The organism is Actinoplanes hulinensis (assembly GCF_019429605.1).
GTDB lineage: Bacteria > Actinomycetota > Actinomycetes > Mycobacteriales > Micromonosporaceae > Actinoplanes > Actinoplanes campanulatus.
The window spans coordinates 59,137-83,724 of sequence record NZ_JAHXZI010000019.1; the positions used below are offsets into that span (position 1 = coordinate 59,137).

The 24,588-nt window shown below is 70.9% G+C and carries 23 protein-coding genes; 14 read left to right on the plus strand and 9 right to left on the minus strand.

Annotation, left to right across the window (positions count from 1 at the left end):
- Nucleotides 1-68: 68 nt before the first annotated feature.
- Nucleotides 69-3,401: a DUF4132 domain-containing protein gene (locus KZ829_RS31560; protein WP_220147505.1), complete on the minus strand. Its 3,333-nt coding sequence runs from the start codon at nucleotides 3,399-3,401 to the stop codon at nucleotides 69-71.
- Nucleotides 3,402-3,538: 137 nt separating this feature from the next.
- Between KZ829_RS31560 and KZ829_RS31565 the strand changes: the two genes are divergently transcribed.
- Complete coding sequence (locus KZ829_RS31565; protein ID WP_246636589.1) at nucleotides 3,539-4,570, plus strand: threonine aldolase family protein; 1,032 nt, start codon at nucleotides 3,539-3,541, stop codon at nucleotides 4,568-4,570.
- Here the strand turns inward: KZ829_RS31565 and KZ829_RS31570 are convergent.
- The gene (locus KZ829_RS31570) at nucleotides 4,549-5,301 is read right to left on the minus strand and encodes an Lcl C-terminal domain-containing protein (protein ID WP_220147507.1); all 753 of its coding nucleotides are present in this window, start codon (nucleotides 5,299-5,301) and stop codon (nucleotides 4,549-4,551) included. The two genes, KZ829_RS31565 and KZ829_RS31570, sit on opposite strands and share 22 nt — an antisense overlap.
- The gene (locus KZ829_RS31575) at nucleotides 5,298-5,864 is read right to left on the minus strand and encodes a hypothetical protein (protein WP_220147508.1); all 567 of its coding nucleotides are present in this window, start codon (nucleotides 5,862-5,864) and stop codon (nucleotides 5,298-5,300) included. The genes KZ829_RS31570 and KZ829_RS31575 overlap by 4 nt, the downstream gene beginning before the upstream one ends.
- A 263-nt stretch (nucleotides 5,865-6,127) precedes the next feature.
- Between KZ829_RS31575 and KZ829_RS31580 the strand changes: the two genes are divergently transcribed.
- The 3 genes from KZ829_RS31580 to KZ829_RS31590 are packed head-to-tail and all read left to right on the plus strand — an operon-like array spanning nucleotide 6,128 to nucleotide 9,194.
- Nucleotides 6,128-7,270, plus strand: coding sequence for a Gfo/Idh/MocA family protein (locus KZ829_RS31580; RefSeq protein ID WP_220147509.1), 1,143 nt, complete (start codon nucleotides 6,128-6,130; stop codon nucleotides 7,268-7,270).
- Nucleotides 7,267-8,406, plus strand: a complete 1,140-nt coding sequence (locus tag KZ829_RS31585) for a dihydrodipicolinate synthase family protein (RefSeq protein WP_220147510.1) — start codon at nucleotides 7,267-7,269, stop codon at nucleotides 8,404-8,406. Before KZ829_RS31580 ends, KZ829_RS31585 begins: the two co-directional genes overlap by 4 nt.
- Nucleotides 8,403-9,194 carry a sugar phosphate isomerase/epimerase family protein gene (locus KZ829_RS31590; RefSeq protein ID WP_220147511.1) on the plus strand — a complete coding sequence of 264 codons (792 nt, stop codon included), beginning with the start codon at nucleotides 8,403-8,405 and terminating at the stop codon, nucleotides 9,192-9,194. Before KZ829_RS31585 ends, KZ829_RS31590 begins: the two co-directional genes overlap by 4 nt.
- Nucleotides 9,195-9,419: 225 nt before the next feature.
- Here KZ829_RS31590 and KZ829_RS31595 read toward each other — a convergent pair whose 3' ends face one another.
- Complete coding sequence (locus tag KZ829_RS31595) at nucleotides 9,420-9,773, minus strand: TfoX/Sxy family protein (protein ID WP_246636590.1); 354 nt, start codon at nucleotides 9,771-9,773, stop codon at nucleotides 9,420-9,422.
- A 429-nt stretch (nucleotides 9,774-10,202) separates the two neighbouring features.
- Between KZ829_RS31595 and KZ829_RS31600 the strand changes: the two genes are divergently transcribed.
- Nucleotides 10,203-11,126: a putative endonuclease domain-containing protein gene (locus tag KZ829_RS31600; RefSeq protein ID WP_220147512.1), complete on the plus strand. Its 924-nt coding sequence runs from the start codon at nucleotides 10,203-10,205 to the stop codon at nucleotides 11,124-11,126.
- Between the two features lie 243 nt (nucleotides 11,127-11,369).
- On the plus strand, nucleotides 11,370-12,305 hold the full coding sequence (locus tag KZ829_RS31605) for a protein kinase family protein (protein ID WP_220147513.1): 936 nt from the start codon (nucleotides 11,370-11,372) through the stop codon (nucleotides 12,303-12,305).
- Between the two features lie 176 nt (nucleotides 12,306-12,481).
- On the opposite strand, the gene KZ829_RS31610 is transcribed toward KZ829_RS31605, so the two are convergent.
- Nucleotides 12,482-12,820: an ArsR/SmtB family transcription factor gene (locus tag KZ829_RS31610; protein ID WP_183224422.1), complete on the minus strand. Its 339-nt coding sequence runs from the start codon at nucleotides 12,818-12,820 to the stop codon at nucleotides 12,482-12,484.
- 286 nt (nucleotides 12,821-13,106) lie between these two features.
- On the opposite strand from KZ829_RS31610, the gene KZ829_RS31615 reads away from it, so the two are divergent.
- A complete protein-coding gene (locus KZ829_RS31615) occupies nucleotides 13,107-13,478 on the plus strand; it encodes a hypothetical protein (protein ID WP_183224151.1) in 372 nt (123 codons plus the stop codon).
- Nucleotides 13,479-13,539: 61 nt separating this feature from the next.
- Complete coding sequence (locus KZ829_RS31620; protein ID WP_220147514.1) at nucleotides 13,540-14,259, plus strand: YqjF family protein; 720 nt, start codon at nucleotides 13,540-13,542, stop codon at nucleotides 14,257-14,259.
- A 64-nt stretch (nucleotides 14,260-14,323) separates the two neighbouring features.
- Here the strand turns inward: KZ829_RS31620 and KZ829_RS31625 are convergent, their stop codons facing one another.
- The 3 genes from KZ829_RS31625 to KZ829_RS31635 form a co-directional block, all read right to left on the minus strand.
- Complete coding sequence (locus KZ829_RS31625) at nucleotides 14,324-14,914, minus strand: biotin transporter BioY (protein ID WP_220147621.1); 591 nt, start codon at nucleotides 14,912-14,914, stop codon at nucleotides 14,324-14,326.
- A gap of 159 nt (nucleotides 14,915-15,073) precedes the next feature.
- Nucleotides 15,074-17,032, minus strand: coding sequence for a M4 family metallopeptidase (locus KZ829_RS31630; protein WP_220147515.1), 1,959 nt, complete (start codon nucleotides 17,030-17,032; stop codon nucleotides 15,074-15,076).
- Between the two features lie 138 nt (nucleotides 17,033-17,170).
- Nucleotides 17,171-17,761 carry a DNA mismatch repair protein MutL gene (locus tag KZ829_RS31635; protein WP_220147516.1) on the minus strand — a complete coding sequence of 197 codons (591 nt, stop codon included), beginning with the start codon at nucleotides 17,759-17,761 and terminating at the stop codon, nucleotides 17,171-17,173.
- Nucleotides 17,762-17,797: 36 nt separating this feature from the next.
- On the opposite strand from KZ829_RS31635, the gene KZ829_RS31640 reads away from it, so the two are divergent.
- From KZ829_RS31640 to KZ829_RS31660, 5 genes are all read left to right on the plus strand, one after another.
- Nucleotides 17,798-18,484: a response regulator transcription factor gene (locus KZ829_RS31640; RefSeq protein ID WP_183224159.1), complete on the plus strand. Its 687-nt coding sequence runs from the start codon at nucleotides 17,798-17,800 to the stop codon at nucleotides 18,482-18,484.
- A complete protein-coding gene (locus tag KZ829_RS31645; RefSeq protein WP_220147517.1) occupies nucleotides 18,481-19,785 on the plus strand; it encodes an ATP-binding protein in 1,305 nt (434 codons plus the stop codon). The genes KZ829_RS31640 and KZ829_RS31645 overlap by 4 nt, the downstream gene beginning before the upstream one ends.
- A gap of 104 nt (nucleotides 19,786-19,889) precedes the next feature.
- Complete coding sequence (locus tag KZ829_RS31650) at nucleotides 19,890-20,693, plus strand: lytic polysaccharide monooxygenase (RefSeq protein WP_220147518.1); 804 nt, start codon at nucleotides 19,890-19,892, stop codon at nucleotides 20,691-20,693.
- The gene (locus KZ829_RS31655; RefSeq protein ID WP_308285741.1) at nucleotides 20,690-21,307 is read left to right on the plus strand and encodes a DUF305 domain-containing protein; all 618 of its coding nucleotides are present in this window, start codon (nucleotides 20,690-20,692) and stop codon (nucleotides 21,305-21,307) included. The genes KZ829_RS31650 and KZ829_RS31655 overlap by 4 nt, the downstream gene beginning before the upstream one ends.
- 83 nt (nucleotides 21,308-21,390) lie before the next feature.
- Complete coding sequence (locus KZ829_RS31660) at nucleotides 21,391-22,524, plus strand: outer membrane protein assembly factor BamB family protein (protein WP_220147519.1); 1,134 nt, start codon at nucleotides 21,391-21,393, stop codon at nucleotides 22,522-22,524.
- Here KZ829_RS31660 and KZ829_RS31665 read toward each other — a convergent pair.
- Nucleotides 22,505-22,918: a hypothetical protein gene (locus KZ829_RS31665; protein WP_246636591.1), complete on the minus strand. Its 414-nt coding sequence runs from the start codon at nucleotides 22,916-22,918 to the stop codon at nucleotides 22,505-22,507. The genes KZ829_RS31660 and KZ829_RS31665 overlap by 20 nt on opposite strands.
- 190 nt (nucleotides 22,919-23,108) lie before the next feature.
- On the opposite strand from KZ829_RS31665, the gene KZ829_RS31670 reads away from it, so the two are divergent.
- Nucleotides 23,109-24,356, plus strand: a complete 1,248-nt coding sequence (locus KZ829_RS31670; RefSeq protein ID WP_220147520.1) for an MFS transporter — start codon at nucleotides 23,109-23,111, stop codon at nucleotides 24,354-24,356.
- Nucleotides 24,357-24,588 lie beyond the last annotated feature (232 nt).

The following is a 24,588-nucleotide window of genomic DNA, read 5'->3' on the forward strand; positions in this document are numbered from 1 at the left end:
CGCGCCGCGGATGACGAGGGTGAGTTGCCGCCGCCAGGTGTGCGGGTCGGCCGAGTGCCTGGCGGCCCTTATGGCCGGGCCAGCTCCTCAAGGTCCTTGAGGAGCTCGGAGGCGGTCACCGGATCGAGCCGATCGAGGGTGAGGTGGCCCTCCGAGCGCCACCGGTTGCCCGTGCCGTCGTGCAGGTAGACCCGCTCCAGTTGCTGGTCCGGGAGGATGTCGAGCGCCCCGATCGCGATGCCCGGGTCCAGCTCGACGACCATCTCCAGGCCGGGGGCGATGACGAACTCGATGTGGCCCTGGATGCCCGCGTCCTGGGGCGCCTCCCGGCGCCAGCCGCGCCGCTCCAGCCCGATCACCTTGGTGGTCGGCACCTTGACGCCCTCGAACCGGGCCAGCCGGGCGACCGTGCGCTCGTCCTCACCGAGGGTGAAGACCGGCCGTCCGAGCTGCGGGAACGGTTGCAGGATCTGGTAGTCGGCGAACACCTCGCCCCAGGCCGCCACCTCGTCGCCGAGGTGGAGCGGGTGCGCCAGCCCGACCACGGCGTCGTCGGCCAGCATGGTCTCCTCGTCGTCGACCGTGGTGATCGAGCGGTCCTCGGCGACCCGGAACGATCCGGCCGGCGCACCGTCGGCGTCGAACGTGACCCAGACCAGGCGGCGCACGATGTGCCAGACCAGCGGGTGCTCGGCGAAGAGCCGCCGGAAGTCGGCGCCGCTCCATCGCCGGTTCGTGACCATGGCCCGTTCCAGCCGGCGGACCTGGTCGGCGGCGATCGTCCGGACGTCCTTCTTCAGCGCGGAGAACCGCTGGTACGCCGCCGGCGCCAGCTCCGCGTCGTCGCGCGCCCCGGGCTTGGGCAGGGCCTTGAGCCGCCGGCCGTCGGCGTCCGCCACGAACGGCCGCAACTGCTCGTCGAAGCCCACCACGAACTGCCGGGGACCGTAGTCGAGGCGCAGGCTGCCGTCCGCCTCCAGGCCCAGGCCGGGGACGAGCCGGTCGGCCAGCTGCTCGGCGGTCAGCCCCAGCCCGGCCGCCACCTCGTCCATCTTCTGCCGGGCGGCGTTCTTGAGCCCGGTGAACTTCGCGCGCTGGGCGATGTGGTGCAGGTGCATGAGGGCCACGTCGCTGCCGATGGCGGCGAGCACCTGCAATCCGGTGACCGCCTTGGCGTGCCCGCCCTGGCCGGGCCAGACCAGGATCAGCGGGGTGAGCCGGCGAACCGTCTCGTCGTCACCGAGCAGGCCGAGCGCGTCGAGTGCCCAGTTCTCCTTCGAGACGCCGCCGGACGCCTGCCACCGCTCGAAGAGGCTCCAGGCGAACGCGGCCAGGCTCGCCGGCTCGCACGCCTCGACGATCCGGTCCAGCGCCGGGTACGGCTCACCGAGCCGGGACATCGCCAGCACGGTGACCAGGTTCGTCACCGGTTCGGCGGGAAGCGCCCCGGAGCCGTCGCGCAGCAGCACCGGCTTGAGCAGGCTGGGATCGGCCCAGGCCGGCGCCGGCGGGACCTTGGTGGGGACGAGGCTGAGCGGATCAGTGGCGAGCAGGGTCTCGATCGCGGCCGCGGCCTCCGGACCGTTCTCCTGTGCGGCCGTGCGCACCGCCTCGGAAAGGCCGTTGGTGTGCAGGGTGACCAGCGCGTTCTCCGCCTGCTGCCGGGCCCTGCCGGGCTTGCCGAGGGCCGGTGGGACGAGCGCGCGGGCGGCCGTGGACGGGTGCCGCAGCAGCCACGCCAGTGCCTCCGGCCGCATGCTCTTGAGCCGGGCCAGCCAGTTCGCCACCAGCACGGCGACCTCCGGCGCGGCGAACGGCAGCAGCACCGGCGCCATCTCGCTCGGCGCCCGCCGGGCCAGCCGCAGCAGCAGGGGCAGGGCGCCGAGCCCGTGCCGGACGGCGACCGGCCGCATGTACTTCCCGATGGACCAGGTGTCGCTCGGATCCCAGTCGGCCATCACCCGCCGGGCGGTCTCCTCCGGCGCGCCAAGGAACAGCAGTGCCCCCTCCCGCGCACCCAGGTGCGCGGTGTCGACTTGGCTCGCGTAGCTCTCCCACTCGCGATCTCCACCGTACTGATGGACGCGGGTCTCGGCCCAACGCTCCCGCTCCCCCTCCGGCCAGTCGAGGACGGCCGGGTCATCGCAGGTCAGCCCGGCGATGACGACCGGCTTGACGGCCTTGGCGTCGCGTTTCCACGGCGGGTCGGCGAGCACCGGCGGCACCGCGGACAGTGGCGCGGGCGGGGCAGCGATCGCCTCGTCGGCGAGGATCCGCTCGACCCGGTCGGCCGCCTCGGGGCTCAGCTCAGCAGCGACCCCGGCGGCCAGATCCCGGTGTTTCAGCAGGTGGGCGCGGAGCAGCTCGGCGATCTCCCGCTTGCCGGCGGCCTCGGCGAGCAGGCGCAGGGCGGGCCCTGGGTAGCGGTCGGCGTGCTCCAGCAGGGCCGTGGAAACGTATTTCGTGTCGATGCGCTCGATCAGCCCGCGGGACACCTCGTCGCCGGGGAGCACGGCGAGCACGGCGAGCAGCCGCCGGCGCGTCTCGGCGTCGTTGTAGCCGGTGTCGAACCAGTGGAACAGGGCCGGGACGGCGGCCGGGCCGACGCCCTCGACCAGAGTGGACAGCATGTGCAGCGAGCTCGACATGGTGTAATCGCTCGCCACCGGCAGCAGGACCGTCACGTCCTCCGGGGTGCTCGCGGCGGTGAAGAGGAGCGCCGCCAGATATCCGTCGTGAGCGCCGGCCGCCGCGGCCGCATCCTCCTCGATCCAGGCGCGCTCCTCGGGGAAGAGGACGGCGGCCGCCACCCGCTCATAGAGATGGCCCTGCCGGAACGGCTCCACCGCGGCCTTCACCTCGCCGTATTCCGCCTCGGAGGCGGCCGCGAGCGCCTGCCGGACCCGCAGCAGGATCAGCATCGGCGCGTCCGCCACCCCGGTGTGGTTCACGTCGCCGGGCGCCTTCGGGCACACGCCCATCTTGTCGCCGTTCGCGGCGCCGCGTGGGACGAAGGCGTCCTTGACCGCCAGGCCCAGCAGGCCGACCGCGGCCTCGGCGGCGAAACGCAGCCCACGCTCGCCGATCCACACATCGGCGTAGAGGTGCGCCCAGTCGGTGCTGTCCCAACGGTTGAGCTGGGCGATCGCCGGGACCGCCGCGGCGCCGAGTGGGGTGGTCTCCGGCGAACCGGCCAGCCACGCGAGTGCGCCGGCCCGGATCGGCTCCGGGGTCGTTGGCGAGTTGAGCCACTGCCGGAGCCGCTCCCGGTGGTGGGAGGTGTCGCCGTCCACCGCGGCACGCGCCTTCGGGGATGGCACGAAGGCGGCCACTCCGGCGCTGCCCCGGCGCGCGGACCGGTGTCGATACCAACCTGACGGGAAGACGAAGGTGCTCCGCATGGCGCGAACAGTAGCGACCGGGTCCGACAAAACGCGTGGCATGCGATCATCCGCTGATGCCGGATTCCTTGATCCAACGGCGCCAGACCGCCATACGAGCATGCGACCGCATCCTCTCCGGGGTCAGACCGAAGACCATGCGCGAGCACGTCGTCGCCCTGGAGACCGCCGCCGACCTGGACGGCCTGCCCGACTTCTACGGCGGCGGCCCGGTGACCGTCCTGGAGAAGCGGGTGGCCGGGCTGCTCGGCACGCAGGACGCCGTGCTCTTCCCGACCGGGACGATGGCCCAGCAGGTGGCGCTGCGCTACGGCGCCGAACGGCTCGGCGTACCGGCCGCCGCCCTGCACCCGCTCGGCCACCAGGAGGTGCACGAGCGGCACGCGTACGCCGAGCTCACCGGCCTGCGCGGGATCCGCTCGACCAGCGCGCCACGGAACCCGACCGCCGCCGAGATCGTCAGCCTGGCCGAGCCGGTCAGTACGGTCGTCATCGAACTGCCGTTGCGCGACGCCGGTTTCGTGCTGCCCACCTGGCCGGAACTGGTGGAGGTGACGAAGGCGGCCCGCGGCATCGGCGCCCGGGTGCACTTCGACGGCGCCCGGATCTGGGAGTCGGCCCCCTACCTGGGCCGGTCGATCCGGGAGATCGCGGCCCTGGCGGACAGCGTCTACGTGTCGTTCTACAAGACGCTCGGCGGGATCAGCGGCGCCGTCCTGGCCGGCACCGCCGACCTGACCGAGTACGCCCGCACCTGGCGGCACCGGTACGGCGGCCACCTCTTCCAGCAGTGGCCGGTCGCCCTGTCCGCGCTCGCCGGCCTGGACCGTGAGCTGCCCCGGATCCCCGAGTACGTGGCACACGCCCGGGTGATCGCCGGGGCACTGGCCGCGCTGCCCGGAGCCCGGGTGTACCCGGAGCCGCCGCACACCCACCAGTTCCGGCTCTGGCTGCCCTACCCGGCGGCGGTCCTCAACGAGGCGGTGCTGGCGATGGCCGAGAAGGAGGGCGTCTGGTTCGCCGGCGGCTGGTCGGACGCGGACGTGCCCGGTTACGCGATGACCGAGGTCACGGCGGCCGGGCCCGCTCTGGAGTGGACGGCCGCGGATGTCGGTGCGATCGGCGTACGCCTGTTTGATCTTTTGAATCAGGAGACGCAGCGCACGTGACCGGTCCTCGCCCGGCCGGAATCGGTGGAGCCGTCCAGATAGGTCAGCATCCAGCGTCGGCCTGACTCGGGGGCGGCCCAGAACCAGCCGCTCCTCGGCGTACCGGGGAAGGTCTTCGTGTCGACGGCCGGAACCGTCCGGGTCTCGTCGACGGTGGTGGCCAGCTCGCGTACCGTCGGAAGGCGCCAGGACCGGCCACCCAGCGTGAGTTTCGCGCAGTAGCTCGTTGCCGCGGAGGCGGCCACGGCCGCCGGTGCGAAGCCCCGCTGCCAGGTCAGACCGGTCTCCGGGTCGGTGACCTGCCCGGCCGCGATCCGAAAGTCGGTCACCGTGGGTGTCGCCGATCGGGTGCATCGGGCGTGGTGCCGGGCCGACTGGGCCACACCCCGGCTGATGGATCCGCTGACCGCCCAGGCCTTCCGTGCGGTCCCGGTCGTCGCGTAGGGGGTCGATGTCCAGAAGAACGGGCCCGGGGTGGCGAACGACAGCGATTCGACCCGGGTCGGCAAGGTCCGGTCGAGGGCGGCGCAGTAGGCCTTCGCCGCCGCGAACGTGTAGGTGCCCGGCGCGTCGATCGCCGAGAGCGAGGTCGATTCGGTGGACGTGGACGGCGCGGGTGAAACGGTGGTCGCGCTGGCCGCCACATCGGCGGCCTCCGCGATCGGTCCGGGCCGGTTCGGGAGCAGGGTGTACGCCGAAGCGCCCGCCCCCACCAGCACGATCGCCGTCAACCCGGCGACGCGCGTCCGCCGTCCCCGCCGCGGCTTCCGTGCGACGGGCGCGCCCTGGTCTCCTCCCGGAGCGACGTCCGGCGCCGCGGTGGCGTCGGGCTCCGTAGGCTTCGTGGGCTCCGTAGATTTCGCAGGCTCCGCAGGCTTCGTGGGCTCCGTGACGGCGCTGGCGAGAAGCCGCTCGATCGACTCCTCACCCCGCAGCCGTCCCCGACATGTCCGGCATTCCCGGATATGCCGCCCGAACCGCCCCGCCACTGTGGATTCGGCGCCCCGTCCCAGGCGCTGACCGGCACCGCGAGCCCTCGGCACTGCGGCGACGCCTCCAGTGCGGCGACAAGCACCCGGCACCACTCCAGCGACGTGCGCATTCGCTGAATCCGCACGTCGGCGTCCGCCCGGCTGGTCTCCAGCCGGTCCGCCACCCGCCCCCGGCCGATGCCTCCCCCCACCTCCTCCCGCCAGAGCGCGAAGACGCCGCGGTCGGCCTCGTCGAGCCAGCGGGCCGCCTGTTCGACCTGCCGCAGCTCCTCGACGCTGCCGGAGTCGTCACTCGTGCTCATGCGGCTTCGCCCTCGGGTCTGGGGGTTCGGAGTGATGCCGCGCCGACATTAGGTATCCCCACGTGTGGTGTCAAAGCATGTGAATCCCGTCGAGTGAAATTCGCCGAACCGTCATCCACCTGCCGTTTCTCGTAGGGCAACCGCCCGGTAGGGGCCCTTGCCGCCGGTCAGGGTGATCAACTCGGACTTGTCGGAACGGCTTCGGCCGCCTACGCTGCCAGCAGCAGGAAAGCGCTTTCCTCATCACCGGCGGAGGGTTCCACATGGCAGCGCGCAGATCGATCGGCATCATCGTCAACGGGGTCACCGGGCGGATGGGCTACCGGCAACACCTGGTTCGTTCGCTTCTCGCCATCCGCGAGCAGGGTGGCGTGCCGCTGGCCGGTGGCGGGCACATCTGGCCCGAGCCGATCCTGGTCGGCCGCGACCCCGACAAGCTGGCCGCCATCGCCGCCCGGCACGGCCTCACCGAGTGGACCACCGACCTGGACGCGGCCCTGGCCCGCCCGGACGTGGAGATCTACTTCGACGCCCAGGTGACCGCCCAGCGGGAGAAGGCGATCCGGCAGGCCATCGCCGCCGGCAAGCACGTCTACACCGAGAAGCCGCTGGCCGAGAGCTCCGCCGCGTCGCTGGAGCTGGCCGAGCTGGCCACCGCCGCGAGCATCAAGAACGGCGTGGTGCAGGACAAGCTGTTCCTGCCCGGCCTGCGCAAGCTCAAGCGCCTCATCGACGGCGGCTTCTTCGGCCGGATCCTGTCGGTGCGCGGAGAATTCGGCTACTGGGTCTTCGAAGGCGACTGGCAGGTGGCCCAGCGGCCGTCCTGGAACTACCGGCTCGCCGACGGCGGTGGCATCGTGATGGACATGTTCCCGCACTGGAACTACGTCCTCGAGGAGCTGTTCGGGAACGTCCGGGCGGTCCAGTGCGCCACCGCGACCCACATCACCGAGCGGATCGACGAGCGTGGCGAGGCGTACACGGCCGACGCCGACGACGCGGCGTACGCGATCTTCGAACTGGAGGGCGGCATCGTCGCCCAGCTCAACTCCTCGTGGACGGTCCGGGTCAACCGGGACGAGCTGGTCGAGTTCCAGGTCGACGGCACCCACGGCAGCGCGGTCGCCGGCCTGCGCGGCTGCAAGATCCAGCACCGGGCCACCACGCCGAAGCCGGTGTGGAACCCGGACCTGCCGCTGACCGGGAAGTCGTTCCGCGACGAGTGGACCGAGGTGCCGGACAACGAGGAGTTCGACAACGGCTTCAAGGTGCAGTGGGAGGCGTTCCTGCGGCACGTCGTCGCGGGCGAGACGTTCCACTGGGACTTCACCTCCGGCGCCCGCGGTGTCGCGCTGGCCGAGGCCGGCCTCCAGTCGGCCCGCGAGGGACGGCGGATCACGCTGTGAGCATCGTCGACCTTCCCGGCGGGCGGCGGCTGACGCTCTCCACGAAGACGTGGGAGAAGCCGGCCGGCGCGCCGGGCAGCCGCATCGCGTACGCGGCCGCCCACGTCGTCGCGGACCCGCGCGCGGAGAACGCGCCCGGCGCCCCCGCGGTCCTGGACTGGGAGCGGACCCTGGCGTTCCGCCACCATCTCTGGTCGCACGGCCTGGGCGTCGCCGAGGCCATGGACACCGCGCAGCGCGGCATGGGCCTCGACTACACCGCGACCAGGGAGCTGATCCGGCGCAGTGCCGCGGAGGCGGCCTCGGTCGGCGGCAATATCGTCGCGGGGGTCGCGACCGATCAGCTGGCGCCGGGTCCGGCGTCTCTCGATCAAGTGCTTTCGGCGTACGAGGAGCAGCTCGCCGACGTCCTCACCGCCGGCGCCGTGCCGGTGCTGATGTGCAGCCGCCACATGGCCGCCACCGCGCGGGACGCCGACGATTACCTCATTGTCTATCGCGAACTATTGAATAAGTCGGACAAGCCGGTGGTCCTGCACTGGCTGGGCACGGCGTTCGACCCGGCGCTCGAGGGCTACTGGGGCTCGTCCGACGTGGACAAGGCAACCGAGACCGTGCTGGAGCTGATCAACAGCAACCCGGCGAAGGTCGACGGCATCAAGATCTCGCTGCTGGACGCCGACCACGAGATCGGGCTGCGCCGCCGCCTGCCCTCCGGGGTGCGCCTCTACACCGGCGACGACTTCAACTACCCGCAACTGATCCGCGGTGACGAGCAGGGCTACTCGGACGCGCTCCTCGGCATCTTCGCGGCCATCGCACCGGCGGCCGCCGCGGCCTTCGCGGCCCTGGACCGGGGCGATCTGGAGGAGTACGACCGGATCTTCGCGCCCACGGTGCCGCTGTCCCGGCACATCTTCGAGAAGCCGACCTTCTACTACAAGACCGGCATCGTGTTCCTCGCCTGGCTGGCCGGCCACCAGGACCACTTCACCATGGTCGGCGGCCTCCAGTCCGGCCGCTCGGTGCCGCACTTCGCCAAACTGATCGAGCTCGCCGACGCCGCCGGCCTGCTTCCCGACCCGGACCTGGCCGCACGCCGGGCCAACAGGTTCTTCGAGGTGACAGTGGGATGAACCGTTTCTCCTTCAACCAGATCACCGCGAAGCACTGGGCGCTGACCGACCTGGTCAAGGGCTGTGTGGACGCGGGCGTCGACAAGGTCGCGCTGTGGCGTGAGCCGGTCGCCGAGTACGGCCTGGAGCGCTCCGCCGCCCTGGTCCGCGACGTCGGCCTGACCGTCACGACGCTCTGCCGCAGCGGCTTCTTCCAACTCGACGGCTGGTTCGACGACAACCGCCGGGCCATCGACGAGACCGCTGCCCTTGGAGCGCCGGTCCTGGTCCTGGTCTCCGGTGGCCTGCCCGAGGGCTCGAAGGACATCGCCGGCGCCCGCGCGCACGTCGCCGACGCGATCGCCGCACTGGTGCCGCACGCGGCCGCCGCCGGAGTCACCCTGGCGATCGAGCCGCTGCACCCGATGTACGCGGCCGACCGCTGCGTCATCAACACCTGGGACCAGGCCATGTCGATCGCCGAGCAGCACCCGGTCGGCCAGGTCGGCGTCACCGTCGACACGTACCACCTGTGGTGGGACGACACCGTGCTGCCGAAGATCGAGGCGGCCGGCGACCGGATCGCCATCTACCAGCTCGCCGACTGGATCACCCCGCTGCCCGCGGGCGTCCTGACCGGCCGCGGCCTACCCGGCGACGGCTGCGTCGACATGCGCGCCTTCCACGACGCCGTGGCCAAGGCGGGCTACACCGGCCCGATCGAGGTCGAGGTCATGAACGAGGAGCTGTGGCAGCGCCCCGGCCCCGACATCCTGGCCGCGACCATCGCCGGCTACCAGACCATCTGAAGCCCCCACCCGCAGTTGCCCCGGCCCGCTCCTGGTCCGGGCCGCTTGACTCCTCGGCCGTCCCGGCCCATCCCTGGACCGGGCTGCTTCACCAGCACGGCGTCGGCGCTTCTGCCGCCCGCGCTCACTGAACCGCCGGTCCGCGGTCAACGACGCTCGCGGACCGGCTCAGTCTTGTGCGCGACGGTCAGGAAGCGCCATCGTCAGGTCGCCCCCCATCCGGAGTCATTTCGGCGGCAGTGCACTCGCAAACGCCACGCCGGCCCGCAGCCAGCGCGCCAATGCGTCGTCGTCGAGGCGTTCACCGTCGACGACGACCCAGTTCCTCATGGGCCGCCGGGTGATGTCGAAGACCCGGGTGCCCGGTTCACTGAGAGCCACCTCCGCCGCCTGCTCACCGAGCCGCACGATGAGGTCGTCGCCCATCACACCCACGGCCATATTGCCGTGCACCATGAAGATGATCCCCCCGAACATCTTGCGATCACTGGCACCGTCGAGGTCCTCAAGCCCGTCCCGAATCCGATCCGCAAGCGCCTGATCAAAGGCCATCCCCCAATCTATCCACTCCACACCCATCGCCCGCACCCATCGCCCGCACCCATCGCCCGTGCACCCGCGCCTGTGGCCTGCGCCCACCGCCCGTGCGCCCGCGTCCGCGGCCGCGCCTGCCTCCCGCCGCCCGCGTCCGCCGCGATCTTGAGCGCTGATGTGCGTCCGGTCGACGACAAGGCCCCAAGATCGCGGATCCGCAGTTGACCTTGGGCGTTGATGCGTCCCTGATGGGCAATGAACACCCAAGATCCGGGCGGCGGCAATGGGCACCCGAGATCCGGGCGGCGGTGGCGGCGAGTACCCAAGATCCGGGGCAGCGGCGGTGACGAGTACCCAAGATCCGGGGCGGCAGTGGTGACGAGTACCCAAGATCTGGGCGGTGAGCGCAGGGTTATCCACAGGCTGTCGTATCGGTGTGGCAGCGGGCTCGTGGTTCGGCGAGGCTCTGCTTTCGTGCCGGCTGAAACCGACGACCCCGCCCTCCGTGATCTGCTCGACAGGCAGAGCGCGGTGATAACCCGTGCCCAGGCCCTACGCCATCTCACCGCCGCGCAGATCCGGCATCGGCTGGCCGCCCGGCGCTGGCGTCTCGTCCACTATGGCGTCTACCTGGCGCATTCCGGTCCGGCCGGGGCCGATGTGCACCGCTGGGTCGCGGTTCTCGGCACGGTCGGCGGTCACGCCGCCTGGCTCGGGGGCCTGTCCGCGCTGGAGGCCCAGGGCTTCCGCGGCTTCCCCGCCGAGGCGGTGCACGTCCTGCTGCCTGCCCGGCTCACCGCGAAGAACCCTCCGAAGGGCGTGATCGTGCACCGGACGACCCTGCTGTCGCGGGCAGACCTGTGTCCCGTCGCCCGCCCGCCGGGGACCACGGCGGCCCGTTCGCTGATCGACGCCGCCCAGTGGCAGCATTCGCAAGAGCAGGCCGCCGCGATCGTCCTGGCGGGTTGTCAGCAGAGGCTGGCCCGGGCCGAGGAGGTGCGACGGGTTCTGGCGACGATGCCGCGGATTCGTCACCGGGCGGTGATCCGCGACGCGATCCAGGACGCGTCGGGTGGTGCCGAGTCGCTACCGGAAGCCGAGTTCGCCCAGCTCTGCCGTGCCGCCGGCCTGCCCAGCCCTCGCATGCGCTGGCGACGCGACACCGGACCGGGCCGGCGCAACTACCTCGACGCGTATTTCCCTGATCAACGTGTGCATGTGGAGATCGACGGCGGCTACCACCTGGATGTCCGGCAGTGGTGGGCCGACATGCGGCGACAGAACGCGTTGTGGATCCCCGGCGACCGGTTGCTCCGATTCCCGTCCTGGGCGATCCGGTATCGCCGGGCCGAGGTGACCGCCCAGCTTCGCGCCGCCATCGGGGGACCGGTGTGGTGATGGGACCCGATGCAGGCGTACGCGTTCCGTGCCCGGATGGAGGCCGAGCAGGACGGCGATCTCCGGTCGCGCGGACGCCCGCAGCACCTGTCCGCAGCGGCGGCCGGCACCAAAGAAATGACCCGGCTCACATCAAGGGTTCGCCATGGCGGGTTGGATGATCTCGCTGGCCGGGGGGTCGTTGCCGCTGCCGGTTCGGTGGGGTGAGATTCTCATTCAAGATCGGTCAGGGGAGGGCGATACGTGGCGGGGATCGACACCCCGGCCGGCTACACCCGGTTGCAGCGGATGAGCACCGGCGCCGAGGCTGATCTCTACCAGGCCTGGGACGAACGGGCCGGCCGCCGGGTGGCGCTGCAGCTCTTCCACCGTTTCGTCCGGGGCCGCGCCGAGGAGTCCGCGTTCGCCGCGCATGTCGCCGCCTCGGTCGGCCTGGGCGTCACCGCCGCGATCGTCCCGGTCCGCTCCGGCGGGATCACCGCGACCGGACGGCCCTGGCTGGCGCTCGACCTCATCGACGGCCGCACCCTCGACGATGTGCTGCGCGACAGGCCCCCGTCGCCGGCCGAGGCCCTGCACCACGCGATCGTCCTGGCCGACGCGCTGGCCCGTACGCATTCGATGCGCCCGCGGATGGTGCACGGCCGGATCCGCCCGGAGGTCGTCCTGATCGGCGCGGCCGGCGAACCGATGCTCACCGGTTTCGCGGCTCCGCTCGGGCGGACCATGCCGGCGCCCCGCGACGACGTGACGGCACTCGGCGCGCTGCTCTTCCGGGTGCTGACCGGCGACGACTGGCCCGGTGACACCGACCGCGCCGACCGGATCATCTCGGCCTGGCCCGGTCTGTCGCGGCTTTTCGACGAGGTGCTCACGCCGGTTCCGGCGGTTGACGGCATGGCGGGCTTCGCGGCCCGGTTGCGCGAGGTGTGGCACGCCTCCGGCGCGACGATCCCGCTGCCCGCGGCGCCCGCCCGGGAGATCACCCCGGCGTCACCGGTGGTCTTTCCGGCAACCCCTCCGGCGTACGTCTGGAAGCGCCGAATCGCAGCGACAGCCCTGGTGGCGGCCCTGCCCGTGGCGATCGGCGCGGTACTGCTGTACGGAAAGCTGACCGACTCGTGGCGGCTCACCATGCCACCGACCGGGTTCACCGGGACCGTCGAGAGCAGCCACTGAAAACGAGGGCTGCGCGAAACATCGATGACACTCACGACTTTGCTACCGCGGTAGTTGACCGCCGGAACCGTGGGGGCGATCCACAATGGTTCGTTCTGCCTGGCTGCCTCTCATCGCACTCACCGCCGCATCCGCCCTGGCTACGCGGCGCCGGATGTGGTGGTGAACTGCGAGCGTCAGCTCGTCGAGCCCTGGGCGCGGAGTTCCACCAGGAGGCCGTCGCGGTCGGTGAGGACCGCGCCCAGGATGCGCCGGCCCGCGGCGAGCAGGTCGGCGACGTCCGGGGTGCTGAGCATGTACATGACCAGGGCGCCGTCGCGGAACGATGTCACGATGCCGGCCCGGCGCAGGACCGCGAGTTGCTGGGAGAGGTTCGACGCCTCCACGTCGATCTCGGCCAGCAGGTCGCGGACCGGTTTCGGGCCGTCCTGGAGGAGCTCCAGCACCCGGATCCGGACCGGGTGGCCGAGAGTCCGGAACATCTCGGCCTTCGCCTGGTACAGCGGCACTGACACCATGCGTCCCCTCCGCCTAGACCCCGGCTCTACCGACGCCCAACTCCGGAGAATCGGGCGCGGTTACGGCGTACCCCCAAGGGTTTCGATCCGTGAGCGTGACCACGACGGACCGCAACGTGAAGTCATGAGCAGTTTCTGACTTGAAGAAAACCGCAACTCGGCCGCCGTTCACCTGAAAGATCCCATGACCGGATGCGGCCGAGGCGCACATCGTGTGCGACCGGTTACCGCCGGTGTCCATCACGCTCAGGCCCAGACCCGAGGAAGTGGGAGGACACCCGAGATGCCGGACATGGACGTAGCCCTCAAGGACGCGATGCAGATCGACGGCGCCATCGGCGTCGCCCTCGTCGACCGATCCAGCGGTATGGCGCTGGGCATCGCCGGCGGGAGCAGGGACTTCGATCTCCAGGTGGCGTCGGCCGCGAACACCGAGGTGGTACGGGCGAAGCTGCGCACCATGGAGATGTTGAGCCTGCACGAGAAGATCGAGGACATCCTGATTTCGCTGGACACCCAGTACCACCTGATCCGCCCGTTGACCGGCCGTTCCGGGCAGGGCCTGTTCCTCTACCTGGCGCTGAACAAGGATCGGGCCAACCTGGCCCTGGCCCGGCACCAGCTGCGGCGGATCGAGGAGGCTCTGGACATCTGAGCGTTTCCCGGTCCGTTCCGCGCGGTGGACCGGGGACACTCGAGGCGGGAGGTGGTCGATCGTGCTCGCCCCGCCGATGACCGAGGTCCGCACCGCCATGATGATCCAGTGGTGGCGCCGGATGACGTTCCTGCACTGGCGTTACCCGGCCGAGGTGGTGGGCCCGCTGCTCCCGGCCGGGCTCACGCCGGACGCCGAGGACGGCCTGGTCTGGGTGGGCATGCTCCCGTTCCTGATGGACGAGATCCGCCCACCCTGGCTGCCCGCCCTGCCCTGGCTCTCCACTTTCCCGGAGACCAACCTGCGCACGTACGTACGCGGTCCGGACGGCGGCGCCGGGATCTACTTCTTCTCGCTCGACGCCGCCCGGCTGCCGGCTGTGGTGACCGCCCGGGCCGGTCTCAATCTGCCGTACCGGTGGTCCCGGATGACACTGTGCACCGCCGGTGACGTGACCGTGTATCGCGGCAGCCGTCGCTACGAGCCGCGCGGTGCCGGGTACCGGCTCCGGGTCCGGGCCGGGGAGCTGATCCCGGACGCTGAACTGGGCCGGACCGACCATTTCCTGACCACCCAGTACCGCCTCTACACCGTGGTCGCCGGCCGCCTGACCAGCGTCGATGTGTGGCATCCGCCGTGGGTGCTGCACCGGGCGCGGGTGCTCGAACTGGAACAGGACCTGACCACGGCGGCCGGTCTGCCGATGCCGCAGGGCGCCCCGCTGGTGCATTCGTCGCCGGGTGTGCGAACCCGGATCGGGCTACCCAGGGTGATCCGCTGACCGGATTCGCACATCTGTTCGAGTTATCCACAGGCTGTGTGCACAGCCTGTGTGTATCGCTCGGTCAGTAGCGATCGCCGGTGTCGACGTGCCGGTGGATCAGCGCCCAGACGCCCGGCAGCAGAGTCGCCGCCAGCACCATCTTCAGCACGTCACCCAGCAGGTACGGCGTGAGGCCCAGGCTCAGCGCGGTGGTCAGGCCGATGCCCGTGGAGAACGCCAGCCACGGCACCCCGACCAGGTAGATCAGCGCGTTGCCGGCGGCCATCAACCCGATCGTGTGGACCGGGCGGCGGTCCCCGCCGAGGGCCGCGAGCTGGCCGGCCAGGGCGGCCGCCAGGACGAACCCGATCAGGTAGCCGGCGGTGGCCGAGGGCCAGCCGGAGGCGCCGTCCGCGAACCACGGGACGCCCAGAGCGCCGGCCACCACGTACAGCAGCATGCCGGCGGCGCCGCGGGTCGCGCCCAGGGTGGCGCCCGCGAGCAGGACGGCGAAGGTCTGCCCGGTGATCGGGACCGGGGAACCGGGAACCGGTAGGGAGATCTGCGCGGCCAGGCCGACCGCGGCGGCCGCTCCGACGGTGAGTGCAACGTCCCGGACCAGCGAACGGCCCCACACGTCGGCGAGGACGCCGGTGGGTCGCCCGGCCGCCATTCCATACACGCTGTAAGTCACCGGGGGCCCTCCTGTCCGTACATCTAGGAGGCACCTTATGGTCCTCCCGGCCCGAGCGGCAGATCTGAGTGACGAACGTGATCAGCTGGTGATCGTTTCCGCCGGCGCCGCGTGTGCGGCGCCGGCGGAACGGGGCTCTCAGAGTGTGAGAGTCCAGGTGTTGATGTAACCGGTGTCCGACGAGTACACGTCCTGCGCCTTGAGACGCCAGGTGCCGTTCGCCGCCTCGCCCGACAGGTTCGCGGTGTAGGTGGCGCTGATGTTGTCGGTGCTGTCGGAGCTGGACGTCGCCTTCAGGGCGTAGGTGGAGCCGTCCGGCGCGACCAGGTCGAGCTTCACGTCACCCCGGTACGTGTGGACGACGTTCACCGCGATCTTCGAGGTGGACGACGCGTTGCGGGCACAGCCGCTGATCGCGATGTCGCTGTAGATCGCCGAACCGGCGTCCGGGATCGAGACATCGGTGGCGTTGGTCCCGGTGCAGCTCGCCGGCGCGGTCGTCGGCGAGGTGGTGGGCGACGTGGTGGGCGTGCCGGTGGTGCAGGTCGGGTCGGCGGTCTGCGCCGGCACGCTGACCGCGTCCCAGGCGGCCTTGGTCTTGTTGAACAGGCCACAGGTGCTGTCCAGGGCCTTGGCCGAGGTCAGCGTCCAGGTGCGGTACTTCAGGTACGACGAGCTGGAGGTCTTCATCAGCATCGCGTTGTAGAAGATCTTGGTGGCGGTCTGGATGCCGACGCCGGTCAGGGCGCCGGTGCCGCTGCACCGGGTGCTGGCCGGCTGCCCGTTGGTCGGGTTGGTGCCCTCGGCGAGCAGGTAGAACCAGTGGTTGCCGGGACCGGCCGCGGCGTGCACCTCCTGGCTCGGGGTGCTGCTGGAGTAGCAGTTGTCGTCACCGGCGAGCGACGGGTTGTACATGTACCGGATCGGGCCGCTGCCGACCAGGTTGACCTCCTCGCCGACCTGGTAGTCGGCCGGGTCGTTGGCGTTGGCGGCGTAGGCCTCGGTGGCCGCGCCGAAGACGTCGCCGACGAACTCCTGCGTGCCGTTGCCGGAGATGCCGCCCGGGGTGTTGTCGTCGATGCCGTGGCCGATCTCGTGGCCCACCACGTCGAGCGACGAGATCCACTGGCCGGCGCTGTTCTTGCCGATCTGGACCTGGGTGCCGTCGTAGTAGGCGTTCGTCTGGTTCAGGCCGACGCGGATCGGCCAGGCGCCGCCGCTGCTGGTGAAGCCGGTGCGGCCCAGCCAGCTGGAGAGCATCGCCTTCTGCTTCTGCGCCGCGTAGAACGCGTCCACGCAGCCGGTCTCCTTGTTGCTGCCGGTGCCGTTGCCCCACACGTTGTCGGTGCCGCTGAACACCGTGTTGGTCGACGAGTCCTGGCAGGTCAGCGTGGTCAGCGACGGGTCACGCAGGCTGTACGTCGAACCGGACAGCGTGGTGTCCAGGGTGACCGAGCCGGTGATCCAGCCGGTCCCGGTGCCGCTCACCCCGGTGACGTGCTCGTGGGTGCGCAGGACCGCTCCGGAGTTCGCGTCCACGTCCACGGTGAGGCGGCTGACACCCAGCTCGCCGTGATCGTCGACCCGGGTGCCGTTGATGGTGGACTCCCAGGCCAGCGCCGGGGCGCCGGTGGTGTTGACCACGACCAGGCGGGTGCTCTCGACGTTCGCCACCGTCTTGAGCTCGCCCTTGGCGACGGTCACCGACTCGGCCGGGGAGAGCTTCGGGGTGACCGAGAGCTCACCGATCGGCCGGGTCTGTGCGACCGACGTGTACTTCGTCTGCCCGGCCGCGTCGGTGACCACGACGAAGTCACCGCCGATGACCGGCAGTCCCTTGTAGGTGCGGTCGAAGGGCACGTACTGCAGATTGTCCGTGGTGATCACCTGGTGCTGCACGAACGCCTCATCCACGCTGGCCTGCAGCACTGATGGGCGATCGGCGACGAGGGCCGACGCGGTGCCCGCGGCCCGGGCCGCGACGGCGGCCGGATCGGTGGGCGGCAGGGCGGTCGCCGGTCCGGCGACCGCCACCATCGCGGAGGCCGCCGCGGTGGCGGCGGTCAACGCGATGACGACGGGGGTACGGGATTTCACGCCTTCTCCTCTCCCGCCCGGGGGGATGGCGGGCGGGCCTCGACCATCCCGGGGAGGGACGGCGGGTCACACCGAGGTGACTTGAGGTGAGACGTTAGATATCGACTGGCGTCAGCGAATCGGGGAAAACCCTTGCGATCACTCGCCTACTTCGCTGACCTCGACGAACGGCGCGCCGTTGAACCACTGCGCGTGAACGATGAAACTGTGGTTCGTCTCGTTGAAGTAGACCGCCAGGTTGACGTCGGAGCCGGTCTTCTCCACCCGGTAACCGTCCGCCGGAGTGGCGGTGACCAGGGAGACGATGCCCTCGCTGGTCATCCTGATGACCGCCGTGCCGCCCTCGGTGGTGAAGGACCGGACGTAGGTCTTCACACCGTCACTGGTGGTGACGGTCCATCCGTCCTCGGTGGTGGTCGCCGGCTTCGTCGTGGCGGCCGGCGTGGTCGTGGCGCCGGTGGGCCGGGCCGACGAGGGCCGGGGCCGGCCGGGCTTCGCGGACGTGGGGGGCCGGGTGGTCCGGGCCGGTGCGGTCGTCTCGGCCGGCGGCGGCGCGTCGCTGGTCTCGGAGACCGCGGCAGGCGCCGGAAGCTGATCGATGTCCGGCAGCGCCCCGTTGTCGGCGCGGGCCGCGGTCAGCACCGGGGACAGCGCCACCGAGCCGAGCACGATGCTGGTCGCGGTGGCCAGGCACCAGCCCGCTATCGGCACCCACCTGGAAGATCGCACGCGGCCATCTTCTCACCCGGTCTTATGGTTGTCGCCATGGCGATGATCCTGTTGGTCGAGGACGACCGCATCATCACGGCCGCGCTGACCCGTGCGCTGACCGAGGCCGGGCACGTGGTGCGCCCGGTCGGTCAGGCTGCCCAGGCGCTGAAGATCGTTACCCAGGAGCGGCCGGACCTGGTGATTCTCGACCTTGGACTGCCCGACATCGACGGCACCGACGCGCTGCGGATGATGCGGACCGTGTCCGACGTACCGGTGATCGTCGCCACTGCCCGGCGGTCGGAGGCGGACATCATCGCGCTCCTCTCGGCCGGCGCCGACGACTACGTGACCAAGCCGTTCTCCGGCGGGCACATCCTGGCCCGCATCTCGGCGGTGCTGCGCCGTGCCCGGACCACCATCGAGCAGCAGCCCAACACCATCACCGTGGGTGAACTGGTGATCAAGCCGAGGCAGCGCCGGGTGGAGCTTCGCGGCGAGCCGTTGCAGCTGACCCGGCGCGAGTTCGACGTCCTCGCGTATCTTGCCGAGCGGGTCGGCCAGGTGATCAGCCGGCGCGAGCTGATGAACCAGGTGTGGCAGCAGGCCCGGATCGGCGAGGAGCAGACCATCGACGTCCACATCTCGTGGCTGCGCCGCAAACTCGGCGAGACCGCCGCGAGACCGCGCTTCCTGCACACCGTCCGAGGAGTGGGCGTCATGATGGTCGATCCGCAATGAGGTGGGCGCTCAACCGGCTGGCGCTGGCCATCACCTCGATGGTGGCCCTGGCCTTCCTGGTGCCGCTCGCGGTGGCCACCCGGCAGATCGCGTACGACCGGGCCATCTCGGACGCGCGGCAACAGGCCACCTCGATGGTCACCGTGCTCGGTGTCGACAGCGACCTGGTGTCCCTCACCAACGCGGTGGCCAGCACGGCCGCGGGCAGCGCCGGGAACCTGGCGGTCCACCTGCCCGGCATCGAGCCGATCGGCGCCAGCCACCTCAGCGACGCCACCGTGCGGCGGGCCGCGCAGGAGCGCCGGGCCGCCACCGCGGACAGTGCCGGCGGCGTCGCCTACCTCCAGCCGACCGTGCTGACCGACGGCCGGACCGTGGTCGTCGAGGTGTTCATTCCCGAGGCGGACACCCGGCGTGGCGTCGGCACGGCCTGGCTCTACCTGGGCGCGCTCGCCGTCGTCCTGGTCGGCGGCTCGATCCTCTTCGCCGACCGGCTCGGCAGCCAGCTGGTCCGGGCCACCCGCGGGCTCGCGGCGGCCAGCCGCCGGCTCGGCGGCGGCGAACTCAACGAGCGGATCACCCCGATCGGCCCGCGCGAGCTGCGCGACGCCGCCACCGCCTTCAACGGCATGGCCGACGATCTGCGGCGCCTGCTCGACCGGGAGCGCGAGCTCGCCGCGGATCTCTCACACCGATTGCGTACGCCGCTGACGGGTCTTCGTCTCGACGTGGAGGCGATGCCACCCGGCCCGATCGCGGAGCGGATGCGGCAGGCGTGCGACCTGCTCGACGAGGAGCTGGAGGCGATCATCACCGGCGCCCGGCTGGGCAGCATCGAGAAGCGCGGCTCCCAGCAGTGCGACCTGGTCGAGGTGCTCGCCGACCGGCTGGCCTTCTGGTCGGTGCTGGCCGAGGACCAGGAGCGCCCGTGGGAGGTGGTCGGCGGCAACGAGCCGGTGATGATCCCGATGCCGGCCGGCGATGTGATCCTGGTGGTGGACGCGCTGCTCGGCAACGTCTTCTCGCACACCCCGGACGGCACCGCGTTCCGGGTCAGCGTCTCGGCCAGCGGCCTGCTCGTCGACGACGCCGGCCCCGGCATCCCGGACCCGGAGACCGCCGTGCAGCGTGGCGTGAGCGGCGCCGGCTCCACCGGTCTGGGCCTGGACATCGTGCGCCGGACCGCGGAGACGGTCCGTGGTCAATTGGTCATCGACCGTAGCCCACTGGGTGGCGCACGCATCGGATTCCTCCTCCACGCACCCGTTCTTGAGCCTGCTGACCAGCGCAGACGTCGTTAGTTCACGCTTTTAAAGGGGTTTGACGGTTCCGTTAAGGCTCCGTTATGGCAGCCGCTCCTAATGTTCGGCCGGTAACTGCCAGGCCGAACCGATGGAGAGCTGACATGCGCAGGAAGATCGCCTACCCGCTGGCCACCCTCGGGATGGTCGCCTCCACCCTGGCGGTCGCGTCGTCGCCCGCCCTGGCGCACGGCTACGTCTCCTCGCCCCCGAGCCGGCAGGCGCTCTGCGCGGCCGGCACGGTCGCGAACTGTGGCGCCATCCAGTTCGAGCCGCAGAGCGTGGAGGCCCCGAAGGGGTCCAAGCAGTGCAACGGCGGAAACGCCGCCTTCACGGTCCTGAACGACGAGTCCAGGAACTGGCCGGCCACCACCGTCGGTAGGTCGGCGACGTTCAACTGGGTGCTGACCGCCCGGCACCGGACCGCCACCTGGGTGTACTACGTGGACGGCGCCGCGGTCGCCACGTTCGACGACAACAACGCCATCCCCTCGGCCACCGTCTCGCACACCATCGACCTGAGCCGGTTCTCGGGCCGGAAGACGGTCCTCGCGGTGTGGAACATCGGGGATACCGTCAACGCCTTCTACAACTGCGTGGACGTCAACATCGGCGGTTCCGGCTCGACGACGCCGACCACGGCGCCGACCACCACCGCTCCCACCAAGGCGCCCACCACCGCTCCCACCAAGGCGCCCACCACCGCACCGACGACCGCCCCGGCCACGACGGCGCCGACCAGCACGACCGCTCCGGGGAAGGGGGCCGCATGGGCTCCGGGAGTGTCGTACCGGACCGGTGACGTGGTCAGCTACGAGGGCGTCTCCTACCAGTGCCGCCAGGCGCACACGTCGATCCGCAGCTGGGAGCCCGGCATCTGGACGCTCGCCCTCTGGCTGCCGCTGTGAAGGCCCGCCACGTAGCCGCCCTGGTCGTCGCGGCCGCGCCGTTCCTGCTCGGGGCGTGCGGCACCGCGGTCGACAACAAGGAGGCCACGCCGGCCGCCACGGCCGAGGCGCAGAACGTCAAGAACGTCTCCGAGATCACCGCCGGGTCGACCTTCAACGACACCGACGTGATGTTCCTCCAGATGCTGATCGACAACCAGCAGCAGGGGCAGCAGATGGCGCAGATCGCCGCCAAGCGGGCCGGCCGCCCCGAGGTCGTCGAGCTGGCCAAGGCCGTACAGGTCACCCAGGCCGACGAGATCAGGATGATGACGAACTGGCTCACCGAGTGGGGCAAACCCGCCACCCTCGACGAGCGGACCAGCCTGCATGCCGATCACGGTGGTCTGCCGGCCACCAGCGAGAAGGAGATCGCGGCGCTGAAGACGATGAAGAAGGCGCAGTTCGAGACGGCCTTCCTCAACCTCTTCCTGGGTCATCAGCACAATGCCGTCGAGTTCGCCCAACTCGAACTCTCCAAGGGCGGCAACGAGCAGGCCAAGGCCTTCGCCGAGCGGGTCAAGCAGTCCCGCAGCGACCAGGTCCAGCAGATGCTCAAGCTGCTCGCCGGCTGAATCAGCGGGATCAGAATGGGGCGGCCCACCCGGGTCGTCCCATTCTTGCTCTTTAGGCAGGTTAGTCCGCATACCTTATGTGCATGCTTGCCTGGTTCCTCACCGTCACCCTTGCCGCCGGCGCGGCCGTGAACCCAGCCGCCGCGGCCGCCGCCCCGGTCTGGGACCACCCCGGCTACGACGCCGAGAACAGCTACTACAACCCGGCGGAAGACGTGATCAACGCCGGCAGCATCCGCCGGGTCGGCAAGAAGTGGCAGGTCAAGCTCCGGTCCAGCGACACCAGCTGCTCCAGCTACTCGGCCCCGCTGCTGTCCGGAGGGCGCGTCGTCACCAGCGACCAGCTCGGCGTCTCCGCCTACGCGGCGGACACCGGGCGGCTGCTGTGGCGTTACGACTGGGACGACCCCGGCGACAACGGGACGCCACGGCTGGGCATCGCCGACGGGCTCGTGATCCTCGCCAACAACGGCTGCAACTCACAGAGCGACCCGGACGGGCAGCTCATCGCCCTCGACCTGCGCAGCGGGCTGCCCCGATGGCGCCAGGGCACGGACATCCCGGTGAACGACACCGCCGTCGACAAGGGCGTCATCGTGGTGTCCGGTGGATCGCCCTCGGACGAGGACAAGGTCATGGCGTTCTCGGCCCGGGACGGGCGGACCCTCTGGACCAGGACGAAACACCTGTCCTCCGGGGTGTCCGCGAACGGGACGATCCTGCTGCGCCGGACCGACGGCAGCGACGTCGCCGAGGGCGAGAGCGCCGCCGTGGACATCGTCAGCGGGCGGGTGCGATGGACCCGCAAGGCCGACTGGACCGCCGAGGCCGCCGACCCGGCCGGCACCCGGTTCTACGTCCGGGACAGGCAGGCCAGCCGGCTCAGCGCCGTCCGGGCCACCGACGGGCAGCCCGCGTGGACGGCGCCGCCGCTGCTCCGGTCCATGATCGCGATCGACGGGAACCGGCTCTACCGGGTGTTCGACCAGGGCATCGACGCGCTCCGGGTGACCGACGGGAAACGGCTCTGGAGCGTACGGGCGGCCGCCGACATGGCCCAGCCGGTCCGGGCCGGCGGGCTGCTCTACAGCGCCGGGCAGGTGCGGAAAGCCGCCGACGGGGCGGTGGCCGGGCCCGCCTACGACGGAGCCGTCATCGTCGCCGGCGGGCGGATCCATCAGGTGCTCGACGGGACGCTCAGCGCGTACGCCCCCTGAGCCGCCGATGCCGCAGGTGCAGGGAGAGGAACCCGACCAGCACCGACGCCGACGCCAGCGAAATGAAGATCATCAGCGCGCCGACCGCCCACAGGCCGGTCTCGTCCGCCGAGGCCGTCACGCTGAACGCCGCGGTGAACGCCAGCGTCATGGCCGCCGCCGCGGACAGCGGCAGCACACCCAGCTGCACGGCGCCGAACATGATCACGAACAGGGTCAGGACACAGCCCGCCACCTGCCACGCCTGGTACGGGCCACTGCCGTCGGCCTGGTACTCGTGGTCCCAGCCCAGCCAGCCGAACCAGGTGAGCGCGGAGAGGACGGCCACAGCCAGGGCGCCGGCCGTCTGAAACATGGAGCGAGCCCTGGTGGACTGCGCGGGAACCTCGGTCATGGCAGGGAGCGTAATCCGGGTGCTTTCCCCGTACCGGGAAAGGTCTTCTTGAGGACCGCAACCATGCAGGTTGCGGTTGCGGTGTTCCGGAGGCACAAGCCGAAGCGGAACGCGAGGCCGGCCCGAAGAAGGAGGTGGCACCGAGAGGCGGTGCCACTTTCCTTGTGGGGGTGCCGCCGCCTTGGCTCCGATGTTCGCGCCGCTCCGAGAGCGCAACTACCGCCTGTGGGCGGCCGCCGACCTGGTCTCGGTCAGCGGCACGTGGATGCAGGTGCTGGCGCTGAACTGGCTGATCCTGACGGCGACCGGCTCGGCCACCGCCATGGGCGCGGTCATCATGCTGCAATCGCTGCCGGTGCTGCTGCTCGGCAGCTGGGGCGGCGCGCTCGCCGACCGCCTCCCGGCCCGGCCGCTGCTGATCACCTTTCAGGCGCTCCGTGCGCTGCTCGCCCTCGCCCTGGTGCTCCCCTCCCTCCTCCCGGCCGGTTTCACCAGCGGCAACTGGCTGATCTACGGCGTCGCGCTGGCCTCCGGCGTGATCGGCTCCTTCGAAGGCCCGGTGCTCGGCCGGTTCGGCTCGGCGCTCGTGCCCAAGGACGTCCTCGCCTCCGCCCTGGCGCTCGGCTCGGTCCTCGGCTCGGCCGGCCGCATCGGCGGCATGGCCCTCGGCGGCGTGCTGATCGGCATCACCGGCCCGTCCGCACTCTTCCTGATCAACGCCGTCTCGTACCTCGGCGTGATCCTCGCCCTGGTCGCCATGCGCCTCGGCGACATGCGCACCCTCGCCTCCGCCCCCGCCGGCCAGGGCGGTGTGCTGGCCGGCTTCCGTTACCTGCTCGGCCAGCCGGTCATCCTGATCATCCTGGCGCTGTCGTTCGTGCTCGGCTCCCTCGGCCGCAACTACCAGGTCTCGATGGCCGCCATGGTCTCCGGGCCGCTGGGCGGTTCGTCCGGATCGTACGGTCTGCTGTCGACGGTCTTCGCGGTCGGCGCGGTCGCCGGCGGCCTCCTGCTGGCCGGCAGCGGCCGCTCCACCCTGCGCGTCCTGCTCGGCGCCGGCTTCCTGATGAGTGCCCTGCAATTCTGCTCCGGCCTGGCCCCGAACCTCCTCGGCTTCGCCGCCCTGATCCTGCCCATCGCCGCCGGCGCCGTCATCTTCGACACCGTCGTCTCCACCCGCATCCAGCTCGACACCCGCGAGGAGATGCGCGGCCGCGTCCTGGCGACCGTCGGCATCGTCTCGTCCCTCTCCGGCATCGTCGGCGCCCCCGCCATCGGCTGGCTCTGCGACTCGATGGGCCCCCGCGGCGCCCTCCTCCTGGCCGGCGCGGTCACCACGGCCGCGGCGGTGGCGGGTGGGGTTGCGCTGGTGCGCCTGAAGAGGCGGTCGCTCAGTCTGGCGTTCCTGCTGGGTCGCCCCGCCGAACAGCCAGCCTGATCTAACGCCAATGCCGCCCAGCCTCCCCGGCCGGGCGGCATTGGCGTTTGTGTCAACTGTTGACTCGTTGAGATGAGTACTCCACGGATGGGCTGACGGTTTTACCTCAACCAAATGATCGAGAGCTTGCGCACGAGGCTGCAGGCCAGTATCTGTATTGGTACAAATGTTCGATACCTTGGTTTGATGGGAGGAGCCATGAATTTGTGGCTGCGTTTGGGTTCCTGTCGGG